Source organism: Pontibacter ummariensis (assembly GCF_900188175.1).
Taxonomy (GTDB): Bacteria; Bacteroidota; Bacteroidia; order Cytophagales; family Hymenobacteraceae; genus Pontibacter; species Pontibacter ummariensis.
The window spans coordinates 79,626-96,842 of the sequence record NZ_FZOQ01000021.1 but is presented as its reverse complement, the minus strand read 5'-3'; the positions used below and the strand labels follow the sequence as shown (position 1 = coordinate 96,842).

19 protein-coding genes are annotated in these 17,217 nt (G+C 45.2%); 6 read left to right on the top strand and 13 right to left on the bottom strand.

From position 1 onward, the window contains the following. Positions 1-105: 105 nt before the first annotated feature. The 5 genes from CHB92_RS19410 to CHB92_RS25555 form a co-directional block, all read right to left on the bottom strand. On the bottom strand, positions 106-543 hold the full coding sequence (locus CHB92_RS19410) for a plasmid mobilization protein (protein ID WP_089320896.1): 438 nt from the start codon (positions 541-543) through the stop codon (positions 106-108). A gap of 837 nt (positions 544-1,380) precedes the next feature. Next, positions 1,381-1,662, bottom strand: coding sequence for a hypothetical protein (locus CHB92_RS19405; RefSeq protein ID WP_089320895.1), 282 nt, complete (start codon positions 1,660-1,662; stop codon positions 1,381-1,383). Between the two features lie 330 nt (positions 1,663-1,992). Further along, complete coding sequence (locus tag CHB92_RS26205) at positions 1,993-2,232, bottom strand: hypothetical protein (RefSeq protein ID WP_245842730.1); 240 nt, start codon at positions 2,230-2,232, stop codon at positions 1,993-1,995. Positions 2,233-2,248: 16 nt separating this feature from the next. Then, positions 2,249-2,485, bottom strand: a complete 237-nt coding sequence (locus CHB92_RS26200; RefSeq protein ID WP_245842728.1) for a hypothetical protein — start codon at positions 2,483-2,485, stop codon at positions 2,249-2,251. A gap of 16 nt (positions 2,486-2,501) precedes the next feature. Further along, the gene (locus CHB92_RS25555) at positions 2,502-2,666 is read right to left on the bottom strand and encodes an FAD-dependent oxidoreductase (protein WP_144266348.1); all 165 of its coding nucleotides are present in this window, start codon (positions 2,664-2,666) and stop codon (positions 2,502-2,504) included. A gap of 82 nt (positions 2,667-2,748) precedes the next feature. Here CHB92_RS25555 and CHB92_RS19395 point away from each other — a divergent pair, with 82 nt between their 5' ends. From CHB92_RS19395 to CHB92_RS19385, 3 genes are read left to right on the top strand one after another with little or no spacing between them, the layout of a single operon-like run. After that, complete coding sequence (locus CHB92_RS19395) at positions 2,749-3,120, top strand: ArsR/SmtB family transcription factor (protein WP_089320894.1); 372 nt, start codon at positions 2,749-2,751, stop codon at positions 3,118-3,120. Positions 3,121-3,129: 9 nt separating this feature from the next. After that, entirely contained in the window at positions 3,130-3,741 is a 612-nt protein-coding gene (gene merTP, locus CHB92_RS19390; RefSeq protein ID WP_089320893.1) for a mercuric transport protein MerTP, read from the top strand. Then, positions 3,738-3,953 (top strand): GDCCVxC domain-containing (seleno)protein, encoded by a 216-nt coding sequence (locus tag CHB92_RS19385; RefSeq protein WP_245842726.1) that lies wholly within the window; start codon positions 3,738-3,740, stop codon positions 3,951-3,953. The genes merTP and CHB92_RS19385 overlap by 4 nt, the downstream gene beginning before the upstream one ends. Before the next feature lie 256 nt (positions 3,954-4,209). Here CHB92_RS19385 and CHB92_RS19380 read toward each other — a convergent pair whose 3' ends face one another. The 6 genes from CHB92_RS19380 to CHB92_RS19350 all read right to left on the bottom strand — a co-directional run bounded on the left by CHB92_RS19380 (position 4,210) and on the right by CHB92_RS19350 (position 9,543). After that, positions 4,210-5,151, bottom strand: coding sequence for an ArdC family protein (locus CHB92_RS19380; protein ID WP_089320892.1), 942 nt, complete (start codon positions 5,149-5,151; stop codon positions 4,210-4,212). A 245-nt stretch (positions 5,152-5,396) separates the two neighbouring features. Next, positions 5,397-5,861 (bottom strand): JAB domain-containing protein, encoded by a 465-nt coding sequence (locus CHB92_RS19375; protein ID WP_025603952.1) that lies wholly within the window; start codon positions 5,859-5,861, stop codon positions 5,397-5,399. Between the two features lie 1,148 nt (positions 5,862-7,009). Continuing rightward, positions 7,010-8,131, bottom strand: coding sequence for a hypothetical protein (locus CHB92_RS19365; protein ID WP_018480082.1), 1,122 nt, complete (start codon positions 8,129-8,131; stop codon positions 7,010-7,012). A 145-nt stretch (positions 8,132-8,276) separates the two neighbouring features. Further along, positions 8,277-8,513: a hypothetical protein gene (locus CHB92_RS19360; protein WP_089320890.1), complete on the bottom strand. Its 237-nt coding sequence runs from the start codon at positions 8,511-8,513 to the stop codon at positions 8,277-8,279. After that, positions 8,510-9,133: a Fic/DOC family protein gene (locus tag CHB92_RS19355; RefSeq protein ID WP_089320889.1), complete on the bottom strand. Its 624-nt coding sequence runs from the start codon at positions 9,131-9,133 to the stop codon at positions 8,510-8,512. Before CHB92_RS19355 ends, CHB92_RS19360 begins: the two co-directional genes overlap by 4 nt. After that, a complete protein-coding gene (locus CHB92_RS19350) occupies positions 9,133-9,543 on the bottom strand; it encodes a hypothetical protein (RefSeq protein ID WP_089320888.1) in 411 nt (136 codons plus the stop codon). The genes CHB92_RS19355 and CHB92_RS19350 overlap by 1 nt, the downstream gene beginning before the upstream one ends. Positions 9,544-10,099: 556 nt before the next feature. Here CHB92_RS19350 and CHB92_RS19345 point away from each other — a divergent pair. From CHB92_RS19345 to CHB92_RS19335, 3 genes are all read left to right on the top strand, one after another. Continuing rightward, positions 10,100-10,453 (top strand): hypothetical protein, encoded by a 354-nt coding sequence (locus CHB92_RS19345; RefSeq protein WP_106219177.1) that lies wholly within the window; start codon positions 10,100-10,102, stop codon positions 10,451-10,453. Between the two features lie 11 nt (positions 10,454-10,464). Next, positions 10,465-10,998, top strand: coding sequence for a DUF6252 family protein (locus CHB92_RS19340; RefSeq protein ID WP_106219176.1), 534 nt, complete (start codon positions 10,465-10,467; stop codon positions 10,996-10,998). 100 nt (positions 10,999-11,098) lie between these two features. Beyond that, entirely contained in the window at positions 11,099-14,596 is a 3,498-nt protein-coding gene (locus tag CHB92_RS19335; protein WP_179223113.1) for a DNRLRE domain-containing protein, read from the top strand. Between the two features lie 346 nt (positions 14,597-14,942). Here the strand turns inward: CHB92_RS19335 and CHB92_RS19330 are convergent, their stop codons facing one another. Together CHB92_RS19330 and CHB92_RS19325 are read right to left on the bottom strand one after the other, a co-directional pair. Continuing rightward, positions 14,943-16,124 (bottom strand): DUF3800 domain-containing protein, encoded by a 1,182-nt coding sequence (locus CHB92_RS19330; protein ID WP_089320884.1) that lies wholly within the window; start codon positions 16,122-16,124, stop codon positions 14,943-14,945. Positions 16,125-16,207: 83 nt separating this feature from the next. Next, complete coding sequence (locus tag CHB92_RS19325; protein ID WP_089320883.1) at positions 16,208-16,897, bottom strand: recombinase family protein; 690 nt, start codon at positions 16,895-16,897, stop codon at positions 16,208-16,210. Between the last annotated feature and the right edge of the window lie 320 nt (positions 16,898-17,217).

Sequence of the window (17,217 nt, the reverse complement as noted above, 5' to 3'; positions counted from 1 at the left end):
TTACTTATTAATTCTTACTTATTAATTCTTACTTATTAATTCTTACTTATTAATTCTTACTTATTAATTCTTACTTATTAATTCTTACTTATTAAATAATAAATATTATTTAAACTTCTTGAACCTTGCAGCAGCAATCCGAAGAAAAGAGCGAAGCGCCTTGACCAATTCTTTTTCTATGATACTAAACTCTATCATGTGTCTGTTAAAATCGGCAAGAAACTGCATGTTTATCATATTGTTTGCCTTCAGGTAATTGACATACCTGGCTACCTGATTGATATTGTTGCCGACCCTGCTGATCTCTGGGCCGAGCCTATCCAACACAGCGATTAACTCTTTGGGATTAGCAATAAATTCGTCAGGCTGCGCCAGTGCCTTCCTCCGCAGGTAAACAGACAACGATTCATGCCCTGCAGCCGTCATCTCCGTCTCCAGTTGCTTGTATTCGCTATCGGAAAAGGTCAGCTTTAACTGTCTGGCCCTCTTTAATTCCGGCGATAGTTTTGGACGCCCTCCTTTTGGTTTCTTAACACCTTCCATACATTCTTTGCTCAATAAAAGACACGAGTTGCGAGTGGGTTTATCCCCCTTGCTGATAGCTACGCTGAAAGCAAGGCAAGAGGTTTTGAGGGACTCAAAACACATCTTGCAATACAAAGCCCACCATACACCAAAAGAAAGAATTCTAGGTAAATAATACAAGGAGAGGGGAGATTAGGAAGAGTAAGGTTCCAAAAGCGGAGCATTGGGTAAGCTGGAGGGAACAGGGGAGTATGGATAACAAGTACCTACTATAAGAAAAAGCTTCAAATACTAAATCCAGCGGTACAAATATTTAATAATTATTATTTATCATGTATTACCTAACAGATAATAAGCATTATCTAATAAGTAAAATGTGTTATGTGTTATGTGTTATGTGTTATGTGTTATGTGTTAAATAATAATTATTTTTTTTTTAAAGCTAGAAATATGTGTCAATTAAAGGCAAGCAGCTTAATAGTCAAAGTAGATAGTTTGAGACGAAAAGCAGAAAGAGTCAGAAAAGGGTAGACAGGTCAATAGGGGAGAGGTAAGGTTCCAGAAGCCTTCGGCTCTTAAAAGCCCGTACATGGCAAATCCTACTACCGTTATCGCATGAATTTATCCAAACCTCTGCAAAAAAATCACCCATGTAGTAGAGGCATACCCTATACTCTCCATCTAGGCGGCTTGAAAGAAACTGCCCCTCATCCCATACCGCCTGTGCCCTTTCATTAAGTGAAAGAATACTATTGAACTCATATAGATTCATAGGAGAACAAGCTAGAAGTTGATTAATAGAATAGTAGGCAATGTAAAGCTTTGCATCTTGTGCCTTGTGAAGCTATCATTTAGTTATCCTTCAGCAGGTGCCGATTTCTTGATTGTTTCGTGAAGTAAGGCAAAGAGCTTGATCGCATCGACATCCAGTAGTACCGCAAGGTCCAGCAATTCGCTTACACGAAAGGAGCGGGGATCGCCAATCTTGTTTCGAAGTCGCTGGTTATTTATGCCTAGTGCTTTGGCCACGGGAGTATACGGTACGATATCAAACAGCTCAGTAAGTGAAGTCAGCTGTTGCTTTTCAAGCATACGCTTGCCTAGTTCAAACTTAGGGCTCTTGTCTTCTATCTGCATTATTCTATAATTAACGAATCCTGATGGCTTATCTTAAGCCAAATATCTAAGAAATGACACTTACAAATATATACGTAACATATACAAATTAATACTAAAAGTATTTGACAAGTTTACTTTTATTCTTTCTCGACCTGTTACTTAAGAGCAATCAAGAAGGCAGAAGTAGGAGGGAGGAGGATTGAGCTTCACCAAGCCACAGGTACTTTGAGAAAACAGCTGCCGTGTCCATCAAGCCTTTGAAAAGATAGAAGCATTGGTCCATAGAAAAACAAGCATATTTAGATAAGCTTGAGGTACAGATGCTCATAAGCTGCTTTTTGCTCAGTGCTATGACATATAGCTTACATCTGAGGCCATGGTAGGGTAACTGAAAAGAAAGCTTTTCAGGTCTCTTGCCTTCATCCCTGCTTTCATAGCCAAAGCAAAAATATTGATTGTCTCCTCCGCGAGCGGGCCCACCAGGTGCGCACCAAGTATGCTTCCGTCGGTTTTGCTCACCAGCACTTTGTAGGCATGGGCGCGGTGCCTTGTGCCGTTAAACCACTGCCTTGCGTCATGTGTGTTCACCTTGTAGTCCAGCCCCCTACTGCTTCGCCTGCTTTTCAGTAAGCCCCACAGAGGCTAGTGACGGAATGGTGAAGACCACCGTGGGAATATCCGGGTAATTCACTTTTTTGCTGTTGCCCTTGATGACGTTTGTCGTCAGGAAGTGGTCCTCGTAGACAGCCACCGGTGTTAAGGGCAAGCCTGCTGTATCGGCCACATCTCCTGCCAGTTCACCTTCACGTCTCCAGCGAGCCCTTTCCCCATGTGCAGCCACACTTGCTCGCGCAGGCTTACACCGTCAATGAGTACTTTCTTGGGGTCGCACCCCGCAGGGCACAGGTTCCGCCGTAGAGCCGGAAGTCGGAGATAGCGGTCTTCAGCCCTGCTTTTGCGCACTTCTTGGCCACGGCGGCACCGGCCATCCCGGCACCAATCACAAACACATCGTATTTCATAGCAAATTCGTGTTGTTTAGACTTATTTAAGTATTTGCTTAAATACTTTTATGTTTGTAATTTTGTTGTATAAATATTTGAAATGAGGGAAGACAAAACATGTATCCGAGTATATGCCGATGAGCACCGGCTGAATCTGTGCGCTGAAAAGCTGCGTTCTGCAGAGACCATGATTCAGGCGCTGAGCCAGGTGCTGAGCCTGGCCGGCAGTGATACGAGGCTGAAAATCCTCTACCTGCTGGAGGAGGAGGGGGAGCTGTGCGTGTGCGACCTGAGCGACGTGTTGCAGATGACCATGCCCGCCGTCTCCCAGCAGCTGCGCAAGCTTAAGGACGGCGGCATCATCCAGAGCAAAAAAGTGGGGCAAACGATCTTTTACTCCCTAAAGCAGGAACACCTGGAAATCATAAAACCCCTTCTCAAGCATATCAGCAATAAGTTAGAACAAGCATAATCCCCTGCCATGAGAACATCCCCGACAAAACTATTAGGAACCGGCCTGCTGGCGGCCCTCCTTGCATCGCTCTGCTGCATCGCTCCCTTGCTGGCCCTGGTAGGCGGCGTCACCGGTGCCATTTCCGCCTTCGGGTGGGTGGAGCCTTTTAGGCCTTACCTGGCTGGCATCACCGTGGCCGTGCTGGCCCTGGCCTGGTACCAGCGGCTAAAGGCAGAAAAATCAGCTGCTGCCTGTGCCTGTGAAGGGAAGGCGAAACCTACGTTTTGGAAATCAAACAAGTTCCTGCTGGCCGTAAGCTGCGTGGCACTGCTCCTGTTGGCCTTCCCTGAGTACGCGGGAGCTTTTTACAAGCAACAGCACGTTGCCAAGGCTGCCAACGTGCAGACGGACTTCACTCAGTCGGTAAAGCTGCAGGTGAAGGGCATGACGTGCGCGGGCTGTGAGGCGCATGTGAACCAGGAAATAGGTAAGCTGCCTGGTGTCTTCAGCGTGAGCACCTCCTACGAGAAAGGCAGTGCCGTTATCAAATACGACAGCACAAAAGTAAAGCCCATGCAGATCCTGCAGGCGGCCAGGAAAACAGGCTACCTGGTGGCCATAGAGGATAAGAAGCCATGATGGATAATAAGACGAAGACGGCCTCCGTGCTTACTTGTCCGGAGTGCGGGCACAGGAAAGAGGAGCAGATGCCAACGGATGCCTGCCAGTATTTCTACGAGTGCGAGCAATGTCACACCGTGTTGAAACCCAAGCCAGGAGACTGCTGCGTGTACTGCTCTTATGGCACAGTGGCATGCCCGCCCATCCAGCAGAACAAGAGCTGCTGCTAACCTTTGCAGGGGGTTGATACTCTGGCGTTATGTTAAACACAGATAATTTCTAAGAAACACTTGATAAAGGGCGTTAAAAGTAAATAATTAGCCTCGCTATCATTAAACTTCACATAAAGCTTATACATTAAAAAGAATCCCGCCGAAGGCGGGTCGCCATGGCGGGATTTCATCTTTCAAACTTTCGCAGTTAACTCCATCAGTATTAAAAATGAAAGATCTTGCCTGATGTTACCAGACAAGATCTTTCAAAAGGCTATGCTGCCATAGTTGTTGCTTCTGCCACTAGGGTATTTCCTGCCTGTAAGTTCAGGATATAACTGGCCGCTTTAAAAGCCTTTGTGCTTGCGTAGATGATCATTGTCTTATCATCTTTAAACTTCTTCGCCCATCCCTGCAGGTAAGCCACTGAGTTTTCAAAAACCTCCGCTTTGATACCTGTAAAGGCGTTGAGGAAGCTTGCTCCCATCTCGGCTATCAGTTCCTCCTTTGAGTAATTTATGTCTCCAAACCGGGCCGCCTTCTCTATGTCAGCAAAACGGTTAAGCCTGGTTTGATGGCCTGTGGAGTGGATCAGTTCGTGAAACAAAGTTGCGTGATAAGCCTGGGAGGAAACAAAGCTGCTCAGCTCCGGCATCTGTACCGTATCATTAAAAGGCGCATAGTAGGCCTGGGAGCCTCCGTGCAGAACTTTCGGGCGTGGCATAGGGTATTGATCCACCACCTCCTGACAAGCCTCTATTACCTGCAGATCGGTACGCTCATGAACAGAAGGGAGGGCAAACTCGATTCCTTCCACTTGATCAATATTGAATACCGTCCAAATAAAGGGGATAAATCTTCTCTGATACACCTCCTCTGTCTCTCCTGAAGTGCCTTTATCCTCACTAGTATCACTTTTGGCGTAAACTTTCCAGTAGATGATCTGGGTTCCTTTCTCTCCCTTCTTTACATGCCCGCCCAGCTCTTTAGCCTGTTTATAGGTAAGAAAATAGGGCGTCCTAAAGCTTTTCTTATCAGTCAGGTAGTTCAGAAAGAAAGCATTGAAGCCTTCATAATAGCGGCCAGATACATAGTTTTTAGGCAATCCGTAAGATGTCCATGGCTTTCTCCAGAATACCTGGCCTTGTTCTAATTGCTCGATGACCTCATTTGTTACCTGATCTGCCAGTTGAATGAATTTTTGATAAGCGTTCATAACTTTTAGCTTTAGAAGGTTAAACAAAACTTATATTAATATATACGTAATGTATATATTTAGTTACACTTGGTATGTAAAAATTTATCCACAAAATAGAGTTTTTATTTCCCCTTATGTTAGCGCTAAATTGCTTGTATGGTATTGTAGAACAGGCATTACTACAGAAAGAAAAAAAGAAAGCCCGCCTGACGGCGGGCCGCTACGGTTGGTTTACAGCCGAGATTTGAAGGAGTAAGGGACTTTTATAAAAGTCCCTCGTCTGCAAAAGAATAATAACCCTCATTGGTAAGGATGATGTGATCTAGAACAGCAATATCAAGTAAGTTACCGCCCTCCTTCACCTTTTTAGTAAGGCTAATATCTGCACTGCTAGGCTTTAAGTTGCCCGATGGGTGATTATGAGCTAAAACGATCCCACTGGCATTGGCTTTGAGCGCAGCGACAAAGATAAGTTTGGGATCTGCCACCGTACCGGCCACGCCACCGGTAGAAACTTCAAATATTCCCAGCACTTTGTTTGCCCTGCTTAGTAACATAACCTTAAATTGCTCGCGGAACTGTATGCTGCCCTCATCCCATAGCTGTAGGAAGAAAGTGTAACTGTCTTTAGAACTCGTAATCTGCGGGCGCTCGGAGGGCTTCACCTGGGGATGGTAGCTGAGCTTTACCTCTGCAATCTGGCTGACGGTTGTTGAAGTCTGTTCCATACACACAAAATTTAAAGGGGTTGATATAAAAGATATATTAATATATACGATATGTATATAAAAAGTTACATTATGTATGTATAATTTTTATGCTTTTATCTTATTTTCCCCGGCCCTGTGTAGGAATCTTTAGACTTCATAGCTAGTTATTAAAGCACTGGTCATATTTTAGCTGTTTTTGTGAAGAAGTTGTGTAATTTTCGCAGCGCAAGTCTCTTTCTCTTCCCTTTTGTTAAATCTTTATTGTTCACGAACCCCTCCGACATTTCAAATTACTATTTATAAGGAAGTATATAGAAGTATATATATTTAGTGGCAATACTTGAACGGCTGTACGGAATAGAGCCAATGGGGTGCATTGTGGGTGTGGCAATACTTGAATGACCTATTGCTACTGAGGCAATACTTGAACAGCTTTGGAGAAGCGTGGCAATACTTGAATGGCTTGAGGCAATACTTGAGTAGGCAAAACAGCTATTGTTGAGGGGAATAGCCAATTTGTGGCGATACTTGAACGCCTTGAGACAATACTTGAATGGATTGTGGCAGTACTTGAACGGCTCCGGCTACTGAGGCAATACATGAACGGCTCTGACAGAGTGAGGCAATACTTGAATAGTAAATATCCTCTTGGCTCAAGAAGGCATCCATAAGGGAAAAGATCGATGCGATACATTAAACCTGCCGCTTCATATGGCTTGCAGTAACGCAACCTGTCAAGAGACCCTCAGAAAGAACGCTTGTGGCATGCTGGAGACATCCGCTAGGAGTTTCTATCATTATTCAAGTGCCTTCGTTAAGTCTCTGTACAGTAGAGACAAATCGTTCCTGCGCATAATGTCGATTCTCTCCACATTGCACGTTATAGAAGAATTGGCTGCTCAGCTTGTCATACACTATTTCAGTGACTCTACCTTTTTGGTCACCTAATCCTGTGAACGTACCGCTTACTTCTACATCTTCTCCAAGTTTGTATTTTGCAAAAGTCATATCTCATCCATATATTAGATTGGCTCTTTATGTCTTGTATGCGTGGCAATACTTGAATAATAGGCTAGAACACTTGCTTAAAGTCCTTCCAAGGGCAATGTAGGGAGTTTCCATATAGACTTTAGTTATGCCCTGTGTGACAATACTTGAATAGCGTTTTAATTATCGTCGGAGAATAGACCTCCCCGAATAAGCTTTTTCGCCATTGCCAGTGTGATATCCTTGTTGTGCACCTTAAAATATGCTTTGCAAAGCTCATTTGCTTTGTGCGTTAGGTCCGCGTCCGAGTTAGTAAGCCAACGCTGAAAAGTATCTTTCTCTCCAGTGATTTGGACATGGTTCCCATATGTATGGTGGAAAAGATCCCGCATGCGCTCCAGCAAGGCAATGTAAAAGTTGTGATCCTCCTTCGCCTCCATAACCTCGTGATATACGGAGAAGTCCAAACTAACCCAATAGAGCTCCTGGTACTTTTTTGTTGGGTCCCCTTGGACAAAAGTATAGTCAAAAGGCAGTTTTCCTTTTTCCCGAATGTAGTCCAGTACCCTCTTCACACTTTTTTTCTTGAACCGAGGTTCCTCTGACTCAATATGGGCAACCGAGGCCAACAGATCTATAGGCAACTTTGTGATGCGTTTACCTGAGCTAAGCAGCTGGTGACGCGTCTTGTAAAGGAAAATGTACAGGCTCTTGCGCCCGTCGCCGCCACGCCCTTTTCCTACATGCTTATAGCCGTTGGTGTCAATGGTATAGTACCTGCGGAAAAACCCTTCCATAAGCTCATCCGATATTCGGACATCGTAAATCTTGATGGTGTTGGTATGTCTGTCGATGCTAACCTTAATATCCTTGAGAATGGCAAAGTTCTTCAGCTCTATCACCTTATCCTGATGCTTATACTCGTAGGAACGAGAGAAGATGATGTTATTGCTCAGCATGTGGAACAGGGCATAGTCAAAGGTTGTCTCAAACCTGTGACCGAAATATTCCGGCACTTCCGCTTTGGGGTTATTTTTGAACTTTGGGTGCACCTCACACAAAGTCTGCTTGTTACGTCCAGTCTCTTTGCAGAACTCTGAAAGCGTGAACCTCGTGAAACCGAAAAGGTCCTTTTTCATTTTCCTCGAAATGAAGACGATGAAATCTTTCACAATACCAGCATCTTCATCAAAGGACTTCTCAATGTCTCTGATGTTATCGGCTACGCTCCTGTCAATCCTACTCAGGAAGTAGGTCGGATCGCTTAAAAGGGCCTCAGAGGGTTTGTTCTCGTGTTGCATAAGTTACTAAAATACAGGTACGGATTGGCAACTCAGCCACTAGTACAGTCCTTCCTCGTCCTTATAAGGAACAGGTTGGTAAAATCTTTGGGTAAGTTAAATATTTTCAAAGTTAACAATGTACAAAATATAAATCTTTACAGAACTAACCTTTCTCGATCCGGATGCTGTACCCGACCTTCTGCAGCGTTTCCTGGGCTTTGACAAGCCTGGCCAAAAAGGTTTGCCTATAGCTCCCTTTCCCACGGCCAACGCCTTCATCGAGCTCTGCCAACTTCTCCCACGTTAGGTTTGCCTGCTTAAACATGGCCTTCACCTCTGCGCTGATGTGGGTCTTAGGATCACACGCTGCGCATGTCTCCCCTTGGTTGTTCTCATTCATAGTTTGAACCTGATAGACTGCTTATTTGATAACTCGACAGGCTGAAGGACCGCCTTAAACAGCGGGTAAAAAGGGGAGGGGCCTTTGTTTCCTGCAGCAAAAGAAGCCTGCTCTGCCTGTTGGTACTGCTGTGCCGAAACCTTGCGCCAGTCTATTTCATACCCCGCCTGTCGGGACAAAAGGGAAAAGAAAACCTTTAGTGTTCTGGTGTTTCCTTCCCGGAAAGGGTGAATGGCATTCAGCTCCTCAAAAAAATAAGATCCCTTCAACAGGAACTGCTCCCTATCCAGTCCCATTAAATACCCCGCTGCCTTCAGCTCCTGGAGTAAGTGGTTGGCATAGGGCTCAATCATACGTGGCGCGGCATGTACGGCATTGCCTTTGGAGATCATCACACTCCGGAGCTCCCCTGCCCAGGGGTAGACGGAGCCAAATGTTTCCTTGTGGATCTGCTGCCAAAGCGTTAAATCAAACTTTAGCTGGCTGGGCAGTTTATCAGGCAAAGCCAACACGTTATGTCTCCAGTGGGTAAGCTCTAATTTGCTTAGCTTAGCTGCGTCCCTGATGTCAAAATGATTGATCAGCACACTGGTGCCGGGATAGCAGTACCTGTCGTTCATCACAGATACTTTAAGTTGAATACCTCAGTCATCTCCTCAGGGGTGATTTGCCCGTTGATATACAGTTCGTCCAGCACCTTGTTGAGCTCCTCCTCCTCGTAACCCTCGCAGGCAGCTATGTGGTTTGTCTGCCCGAGTTGCTCCCTCCGTTCCTGGCGAACCTTTTCCGCTACCACAGGCCTGTCTCTGTACTGAGATAAAAGCTGCTGTACTTTCTGCTCCCTGACCTCCTGCTGCACTGTCTCCAGGCTTCTGATCAGTCCGTTGAAGTACTCTGCTATAGTCCTGTGATTGCGTTGGTTCGTGGCTTCTATGGCTTTGATAAAATACATATCGTCCACGTTGCTCTGGTCATAGTTTTCCAGTATGATCGTGGTCCCGTTCTGTAAAATGCCTTTTACTCTGTTCATGCTAACTCAAGGTAATGCCTGTATTGGTATACGAAATAGGCTTTGCTAAAGTAACAATATATTGTTACTTTAGCAATATTTAGCTTAGCAACTAGCGTAATAAGTTAGTAGCAGTTTGGCTAACTGCTACTATCATAAGTATAGGCTATTAAATAGTTTAAAGTAGGAACAACAAAAACTACCTCTGTTAGTGTTACTTAATAATAACTTAATCAGTATATCTAATATGGTTTATATAGCTTAAAAGCTGCATAAAGAATTATTAGTTTGTATACTTATATTATATATAAACATATTTATAGTTAATATTTACAATATATATTCCATAAAATATTTGAAGATATTATATATATTCCTCACGAATAAGAACAGTCTTACCCTCTCAGTAATGAATACCCAGTCTGATTTAGAATTGACACCTCTGATAAGACGAAATTACTTCAATAATTTATTTACGGTTTTATCATATTTCATTTTCAGCCTAAACAAACTTTATCTTATGAAGAAATTTTTTATTACTCTTGGCTTCTTCTGTAGCCTATCCTGTATAGAAGCTATGGCCCAAGACACACTATCAGTTGCCCCTCCCAGGCATATTGCACAAACCATCTTAGAAAAGCTAGATCATGAGGTTGACCTGAATAATGCACAGGAAAAGGAAGTGTATGCCCTTCTGCTAGAGCGTTCAGAAAAGTTCAGCCAAATCAGGCAAAGCAGCAAATCAAAAAAAATCTCCAAAGCAGACTTCCGGCAGGCGAACGAGCAGGCTCTTAACAAACTAAAACAGGTGCTGACGCCTATTCAACTTGAGACGCTAAAGCGCCTACGGCAGGAGACACAGCAGCAAAAGAAAGCCCTTAAAGAGGAGGAAATATACAATTCTGCTCAGGACATTGAGTTAGACTTTTAAAGCACATTAATATGAAAACATTAGTTATGAAACTCCCGCTGCTCTTGTTGTGTCTGTCGCTCCTTGCCTGTAAGAAGGACAAGAATGAAGAAGTAATGCCGAACTACAGCATGAACGGCTCCAATACCTTCGCAGCTTATGTAAATGGTGAACTTTGGCTTCCTAAAGGGAGGCCTAGTACATTCCAGAAGAACTTTGACATTACTTATGATCCAGCATACAAAGGAGGCACTTTAAATATTGCAGCTTACAGGAAAATCAGCGACAACCCTTCAGAATATGAGCATGTTATTATTGCTATGGCTCAAGCTGACCATGAAGGAGTTTACACCTTTGATAACCCTGAAATAAGCGGCGTTAGGTTCTATAATCAGGAATGTGAATATGACAAATCACCAGAAGTCTACCGTGAGGGCCAACTTGAAATAACAAAGCTTGACCTCCAGAATGGCATCATCGCAGGAAAATTTGAATTCACACTAACTAAGCCAGGTTGTGACACCATCCGTGTCACAGAAGGTAGATTCGACAAAAAGATTTTTTAAAATCAGGTACTAATCTAAAAAATTCATGAAAACACAACTACCCTTTTTCAGAGGGCTGGCAACGCTTTGCCTTTTTCTAACCCTTATGTCCCACAGGGTTATGGCCCAAACCACAGTTACAATTAACGCCGGCGCTAACTGGACGGACGTGATGCTCTACAAAAACAACCAAAACTCGAGCATTGCCAACACCAACTATTACAATCAAGCTCGCAACCTAGCCAGTGCCTGGACCAGTAGCGGCTATACAACCTTCTGGCGCACGCTGTTCAAGTTTAACCTGAACAGCATCCCATCGGGAGCTGTCGTACAAAGTGCCACACTTTACCTTTACAGTGACCCTACTGCAACAGGTAACTCTGGAACGACTAACAATCAATTGAGTGGATCTAACGCTATATACTTTGAAAAAGTGACTGGCAATTGGGGCGAAACCTCCGTTACCTGGAACACCCAACCCGCCACGACAACAAGCGGGCGCATCTGGCAGCAACCTTCCACTTCCACTACCGAGAACATACAGGTCAACATCACCTCCTTTGTACAGGAATGGGTAAACAGCCCGTCTGCAAATTACGGGATGAGGATGGCCCTGGAGAATGAGCAGTACTACCGTGGCCGGTCCTATGCCAGCGAGGAACACACCAACACGGCCATACGCCCCAAACTAATTATTACCTATACCATTCCCTCAGGGGACCCTGTGGCAGACAAGATGAACCACATCTTCGCGCCGCTGGATAAGGCTCAGGTACCTACAGGCTTTCTAGCTGACTACGCGACAGAGTTTTTGCCTCTTGACATATTTAACGGCGTACTTACTGACAGTAACAGAGTCAATATGGACGCCTGGAGAATGGCCTATGCCTCCCTATACACCTCCAGAATCTACGGGACAAACCCTTTACCCACCCTTGCCTCCGTCAACAGCACCATAGAGAGTGTACAGAGTACGACATCTGCGATACCAGTAGCTATTGCGTTTTCAAAATACGGATATATCAAATCTGATGCCATTTCAAACAACCTGTTGAAGCTAGAGAATGAGCAGCTAAAGGACGTATCTGGAAGAACTCAGAGCCCCTATGCCGAGCGATTCTTTTTCACGGCAAGCCCCGTATCGAACAATTCTAACAGCGGAAGTGTGTCTTTGGTATTTAAGCCAGAACTTTTCTACAACACCGCTGGCAAGGCTGTACAAAACCTTTACGTTGACTTTGCAGATGGCAGAGGATACGTCTCCGCTTCCTGGAATATTCCTGTATCTGCAACATATACTTCGGACGGCACAAAGCTTATTAAGGTAAAGGTTAGCTTCACTGATAACAGTTCTTACGAATGTTACTCCCAATTAGAAGTTGCAAATGCCACTTCAGTGGCACTCCGGTATGCCCGCACACCAGATCTCATTCAGCCTTTTGCTGCTACTGGCCTCCACTCCGGCGGTGAGGCTTTGATTTCATATGGAGCAGGCCATTCAACGATTACTAAACCTCTTATAGTAGTTGAAGGATATGATGCCTCTGATGTTGCACCAGGATTAGCAGGGCCATATGATTACAGATCTTTCATCAATGCCATTGACCGACCTGAATTCTTCCGTTTCAATGATCAACTTGATATAGCAGGCTATGATTTGATCTTCCTTAACTTTAATGACGGTGTAGACGACATCACGCGCAACGCCGCTCTGTTTGAAGAGGTAGTCAATTGGGTTAATACCCAGAAAGGCAGCGGGGGCGAGCAAAACGTAGTGATGGGCCTGAGCATGGGGGGACTTGTAGCCCGCTACGGCCTTGCTAAAATGACTAAAGAGGGAAAAAACACTCATACTCGATTGCTGATCACGCACGACAGCCCGCATCAAGGTGCCAATGTTCCACTCGGGTTTCAGCATATACTCACAAGCCTCCCTAAGTTAGTAGTGCGAGGCATAAAGCTCTTTGATAGTTCTGGATCAATGCGGGCAGCAGAGAGGCTGATGAATGCACCTGCCACAAAACAAATGCTTATCATTCGCTCAGAAGACGGAAACGCGGTGCAGAACACCTTCCTGAGCAATGTTTATAAACCAATGGTAACATTCAGCTCCAGTGGCCCACAACCTTCCTATCGCTTCATCGCCACAAGCCAAGGCTCGGAGTGCGGGCAGCAGCTCTTTGCGCCATACGCTGAGCTGGGTCGGGCAAACAGCCAATTCTTCCTTTCTACCATACCATGGATCTTAAGGCCAGGCTTGAAGGCTGATGCTATCGTAAATGCTCTGCCAACACAGGGAAGCACTCAGCGTATCACATATTTGAACCTACGGTATGAACTTCGCTTATTTTGGTTTGTGAAGACACATATAAATATCCTCAACATAAGTAAAAATGCTCCAAGCTATGCTTTACCTTGGGATGGGGCACCAGGCGGTACCTACAGCCTGTCTACAGGCACCGGCTTAGCGGGACCAAACGTACAGTGGGGGCAATTCTTCAAATTATCAGCAAGTGGTAGCATGACTGGGGAGTTTTCATTTGTGCCAACTGTAAGCGCATTGGACATCTCACCTACCACTTCAACTTCTCTTGCAGCAAGGTTTGTGGGAGGCCTTAGCACCACTTCTCCTTCCACGGCCAGCGACTTTATTGCTCAGGAGAGGGTAGCAAATACCTCTAGGTTTAATATTGAGCACATTTCATTCACAGACAGGACTTCTGAGTGGCTTTTCCAGGAGATGCAGAATAATACATCCAACACTCTTAACTGCTCTAATGAATGCGGTTTGACTGTAGCAATAAGCTCAAGCAGTAACTCTGTTTGTGGGAATACAGCATACTTTTCCGTGCCAAGCTATGGTAGTGGAGTGACCTACAGCTGGTCGATTGGCCCCGGTTTGACAATTGTGTCCGGCCAAGGAACTAATCAGATAGGGGTTACTTCAACCTCTGGCAACTACAGTTCCAGCACGGTGTCAGTAAATGTCGCCACTCCCTGCGGAAACGTGTCCTCTTCTACAACAGTCAACATCGGGTCAGGCCCAGCCTTTATCAGTAACCCGTACGACTTAAGCTGCTACTGCCAGATCTATGGACCTGAAACAGGCAAAACGTACCAGTTCTTTGTGGACACAAACGTCTCCGGAGTAGACCCTAGCAACTACCTGTGGACCATCACACCGCCACTTGACTCTCCTGAGCCATATCCAATGGAGTACTCTGGCAGCTCCATTTATTTCGATGCCTATTATCCTGGAGAGTACACTTTCGAGTTGCAGCAGTACACGCCAGGCTGCGGATGGAGCGTTAAAGACACAAGAAGCTTTTACTTCAATCAGGGATATGACATGTATGCTTATGCCTATCCTAACCCGACTTCAGATGAGTTAAACGTATCACTCAGCAATGCCTTCCCTGAAGATGGTAACAAAACTGATAGCAGTTACGAAGTACGCCTTCTGAATGCGCAGCAAAAGGAGGTATTCTCTAAAAAGACCAAAGAAAAGCAGTTGATCATTCCTGTTCAGAAGCTCAAGGGCGGCACTTATTACCTACAGCTTAAGTCAGGTAACAGAAATGTAGTAAACCGAATTCTCATTGGTAAAGAAGTAAAGTAACTACATAAGCTTTTAATGAGTTGATCAAAACCTAGTTTAGAAATTGTAAGCTTTAAGATTGGCCACTCCAATCGGGTGCTGGAAAGCGGCGCAGGTACATCCCTGCGCCGCTTTTTGTTTTATGGCAGCTTTGTTACGAGATTAAGAACAGCACTTCAATTATTATATTTTAAATAAAATTTATTAACTAAAAATTTTTAAATAATATTTATTACATAATACATAAGAAGGCCTAATTCAGTAAATATAGAATCAAGTATATAAGGATAAATCCAGCACCAGATGACTACAGTCGATAAAGATCAAGCGTCAATCCCTTTAATTATAACATATTAGTAAAACCAATTTATTCGATTAAAGAAGCATGCTTCTCCTTATCCAGTGTTTTGATCAACTCATGCAAAAGCGAATAATCAGTGTTAGTTTGAAGCAGGTCCACCTCCTGCACACTGTTCACCATCAACTTACGGTTACAGATATTGATGCGATTGAGCATCGGGACGATGCTGTTGAGGTAGCGGTTATAGAAGCCCGCAATATCCTCCACGCTGTCAGGAAGCTTATAGCCTGACTTACCTTGGATACTTGCGATAAGCACCCCGTTGTCGCGCAGATGTTGGACACAAACCCGCAGCTGCTGCTCCGAAAAAGTCGGAAATCTTCTTTTTAGCTTATCAATGATCTCCCGTTTCTCGATGAGGCGGTCAGGCGCGGTGCGGAACATCAGGTACAGATACTGCAACACGGCAAGCGCCTCCTCCGAAAGGCTGTTTCTGCCAGAGAGTGCCTCTTGTGCGGACTCCGAGGCTATTCTTCGTATAAGATGGTTCTTCTGCCGGTCTTCGGGAGTAGGGGAGAGGAGATAGTCTGTTCTTTCAAAAGGGAAAAAATCAATGAATGTACGGTCGTGCAGCAGATCGAACAGTGCGGATGCCTTTTCGTGGCTGTGACTGGTGCAGTAAATCTTGCCCAGGCAGCCAGAAAGAAAATCTGCCAGCTGCACCAAGGGCTCCTCTGACTTATCCTCTACCAGGCGGTATGAGCGCTCCGGCGTGAACAGATCCCGCTGGATAACTTTGGTTTCAATGTAATGGTGCAGGCTGCGCCGAAACGCTGGCCAGCCAAGCTGATCGGCATGGATCGAGAAAGCAGTGAAGTTTTTGGGAAACTGCTTGAGAAAGATCCGGTTGAAGTATTTATAGAAGACATCATTTTGATCAAAACCCGCTCCTTCCAGCTTGCTCTTGTTGATGACCATTCCCAGCACCACGAAGTCCAACTGGCGCAGTTCCCTTAATACCTCCAGTCTTTTCCGGAAGCCCTTCTCATCATTGGGAATACGGCTGGACTTGATGGGTTGGCCTTGAAAGAAGCGGCGACTAATTGTCTCCCTTAGCTGCCGGGCCTGCTCCAGCTTCGTCTCATCCAAGAGAACAGCTGTCAGCACAAAGTGAGAAAAAGTACCAGCTTTATCCAGGTTCAGGCTGGCGTTTCCGAATTCGTCCAGGAAAATATGTACATGCTGCATAAAAGGAGTTTAGGGTGATAACTCTTATACCACATAAGATACAAAAGATGAAGCACTTTCAATATAAATATAGCAAACCTAAACTACTCTGGTGAGGTGAGGGCATCCGTTTGAAGCTGCCCTTGTCGGATGTGCAGCCGCTGAACGGTGATGGCAAAGAACTTCTTCCCCCTTCGGGTGGTGAAACCATGGCTGTTGAGCCGGTCAGCAATTTGCTGATAGGTCATACCCTTTTCCCGATACATCTGGATCAGTTCCGTGGCCTGCCGGTTGGCTTTGTGCGAAGCCGCGTTCTCCTGCCGCACCTGAAGCCCTTTCGTTCGGGCACCATGAGTCAGGTTCTCGGGCGTACCTAGGGCAAAACCCTGTAGCTTCTTTTGCTGGAGCGCGGCCCGCGTCCGGGTGCTGATCAGCTCCCGCTCGTGCTGTGCCAGCACGGCAAAGATCCCAATGGTTAAAGTATTGGCATCCGGCATGTCCACAGCCAGAAAGTTCACGTGGCTGTCGCGCAGGGTGAAGATGAATCCGGCGTTGCGGCTGAGCCGGTCTAATTTGGCAATCAGTAGCTGGGCCTGCTGTTGCTTTGCGAAGGTGATGGCCTTCTCCAGCTCCGGCCTGTCATTTCGCTTTCCGCTCTCCACCTCCACATACTCCTGCAGCAGCACGTCACCGTGTTTCAAGAAACGGTTCACTAGCTCACGTTGTGACTCCAGGCCAAGGCCGCTTTGCCCCTGCTTCTTGGTTGACACCCGATAGTAGGCCACGTAGTTCATCTTCCTATCTACTCCTTATATATAGGTAAAACAGAAGGCAAATATACTTATAACCTTTTAAAAACGTCCGTTTGTAAAACGTTATATAACGCAAAAACATGAAACGGCACCTGGCATGTCCTCCGATCTTAATAACTATTCTACCTTTTCGCGCAAGATGATGAGCAGGAGGGAGGCCTTTATGTGAAATATACTAGCAGGCTCGTTCTAGCTTTTTCATAAGTATGTTTTGCCCGTGGAGCACCTATTATATTTGCAGAAGTTACCTTAAGATTCATCTTTACCTAGCTATAGGTAAAGATGAAAGCTTCAACACCCAT

Excerpts from the sequence above, each read along its gene's own strand:
- CHB92_RS19410 (WP_089320896.1), bottom strand. The coding sequence starts at position 543 with ATGGAAGGTGTTAAGAAACCAAAAGGAGGGCGTCCAAAACTATCGCCG.
- CHB92_RS19405 (WP_089320895.1), bottom strand. The coding sequence starts at position 1,662 with ATGCAGATAGAAGACAAGAGCCCTAAGTTTGAACTAGGCAAGCGTATG.
- CHB92_RS25555 (WP_144266348.1), bottom strand. The coding sequence starts at position 2,666 with ATGAAATACGATGTGTTTGTGATTGGTGCCGGGATGGCCGGTGCCGCC.
- CHB92_RS19395 (WP_089320894.1), top strand. The coding sequence starts at position 2,749 with ATGAGGGAAGACAAAACATGTATCCGAGTATATGCCGATGAGCACCGG.
- merTP (WP_089320893.1), top strand. The coding sequence starts at position 3,130 with ATGAGAACATCCCCGACAAAACTATTAGGAACCGGCCTGCTGGCGGCC.
- CHB92_RS19385 (WP_245842726.1), top strand. The coding sequence starts at position 3,738 with ATGATGGATAATAAGACGAAGACGGCCTCCGTGCTTACTTGTCCGGAG.
- CHB92_RS19380 (WP_089320892.1), bottom strand. The coding sequence starts at position 5,151 with ATGAACGCTTATCAAAAATTCATTCAACTGGCAGATCAGGTAACAAAT.
- CHB92_RS19375 (WP_025603952.1), bottom strand. The coding sequence starts at position 5,861 with ATGGAACAGACTTCAACAACCGTCAGCCAGATTGCAGAGGTAAAGCTC.
- CHB92_RS19365 (WP_018480082.1), bottom strand. The coding sequence starts at position 8,131 with ATGCAACACGAGAACAAACCCTCTGAGGCCCTTTTAAGCGATCCGACC.
- CHB92_RS19360 (WP_089320890.1), bottom strand. The coding sequence starts at position 8,513 with ATGAATGAGAACAACCAAGGGGAGACATGCGCAGCGTGTGATCCTAAG.
- CHB92_RS19355 (WP_089320889.1), bottom strand. The coding sequence starts at position 9,133 with ATGAACGACAGGTACTGCTATCCCGGCACCAGTGTGCTGATCAATCAT.
- CHB92_RS19350 (WP_089320888.1), bottom strand. The coding sequence starts at position 9,543 with ATGAACAGAGTAAAAGGCATTTTACAGAACGGGACCACGATCATACTG.
- CHB92_RS19345 (WP_106219177.1), top strand. The coding sequence starts at position 10,100 with ATGGCCCAAGACACACTATCAGTTGCCCCTCCCAGGCATATTGCACAA.
- CHB92_RS19340 (WP_106219176.1), top strand. The coding sequence starts at position 10,465 with ATGAAAACATTAGTTATGAAACTCCCGCTGCTCTTGTTGTGTCTGTCG.
- CHB92_RS19335 (WP_179223113.1), top strand. The coding sequence starts at position 11,099 with ATGGCCCAAACCACAGTTACAATTAACGCCGGCGCTAACTGGACGGAC.
- CHB92_RS19330 (WP_089320884.1), bottom strand. The coding sequence starts at position 16,124 with ATGCAGCATGTACATATTTTCCTGGACGAATTCGGAAACGCCAGCCTG.
- CHB92_RS19325 (WP_089320883.1), bottom strand. The coding sequence starts at position 16,897 with ATGAACTACGTGGCCTACTATCGGGTGTCAACCAAGAAGCAGGGGCAA.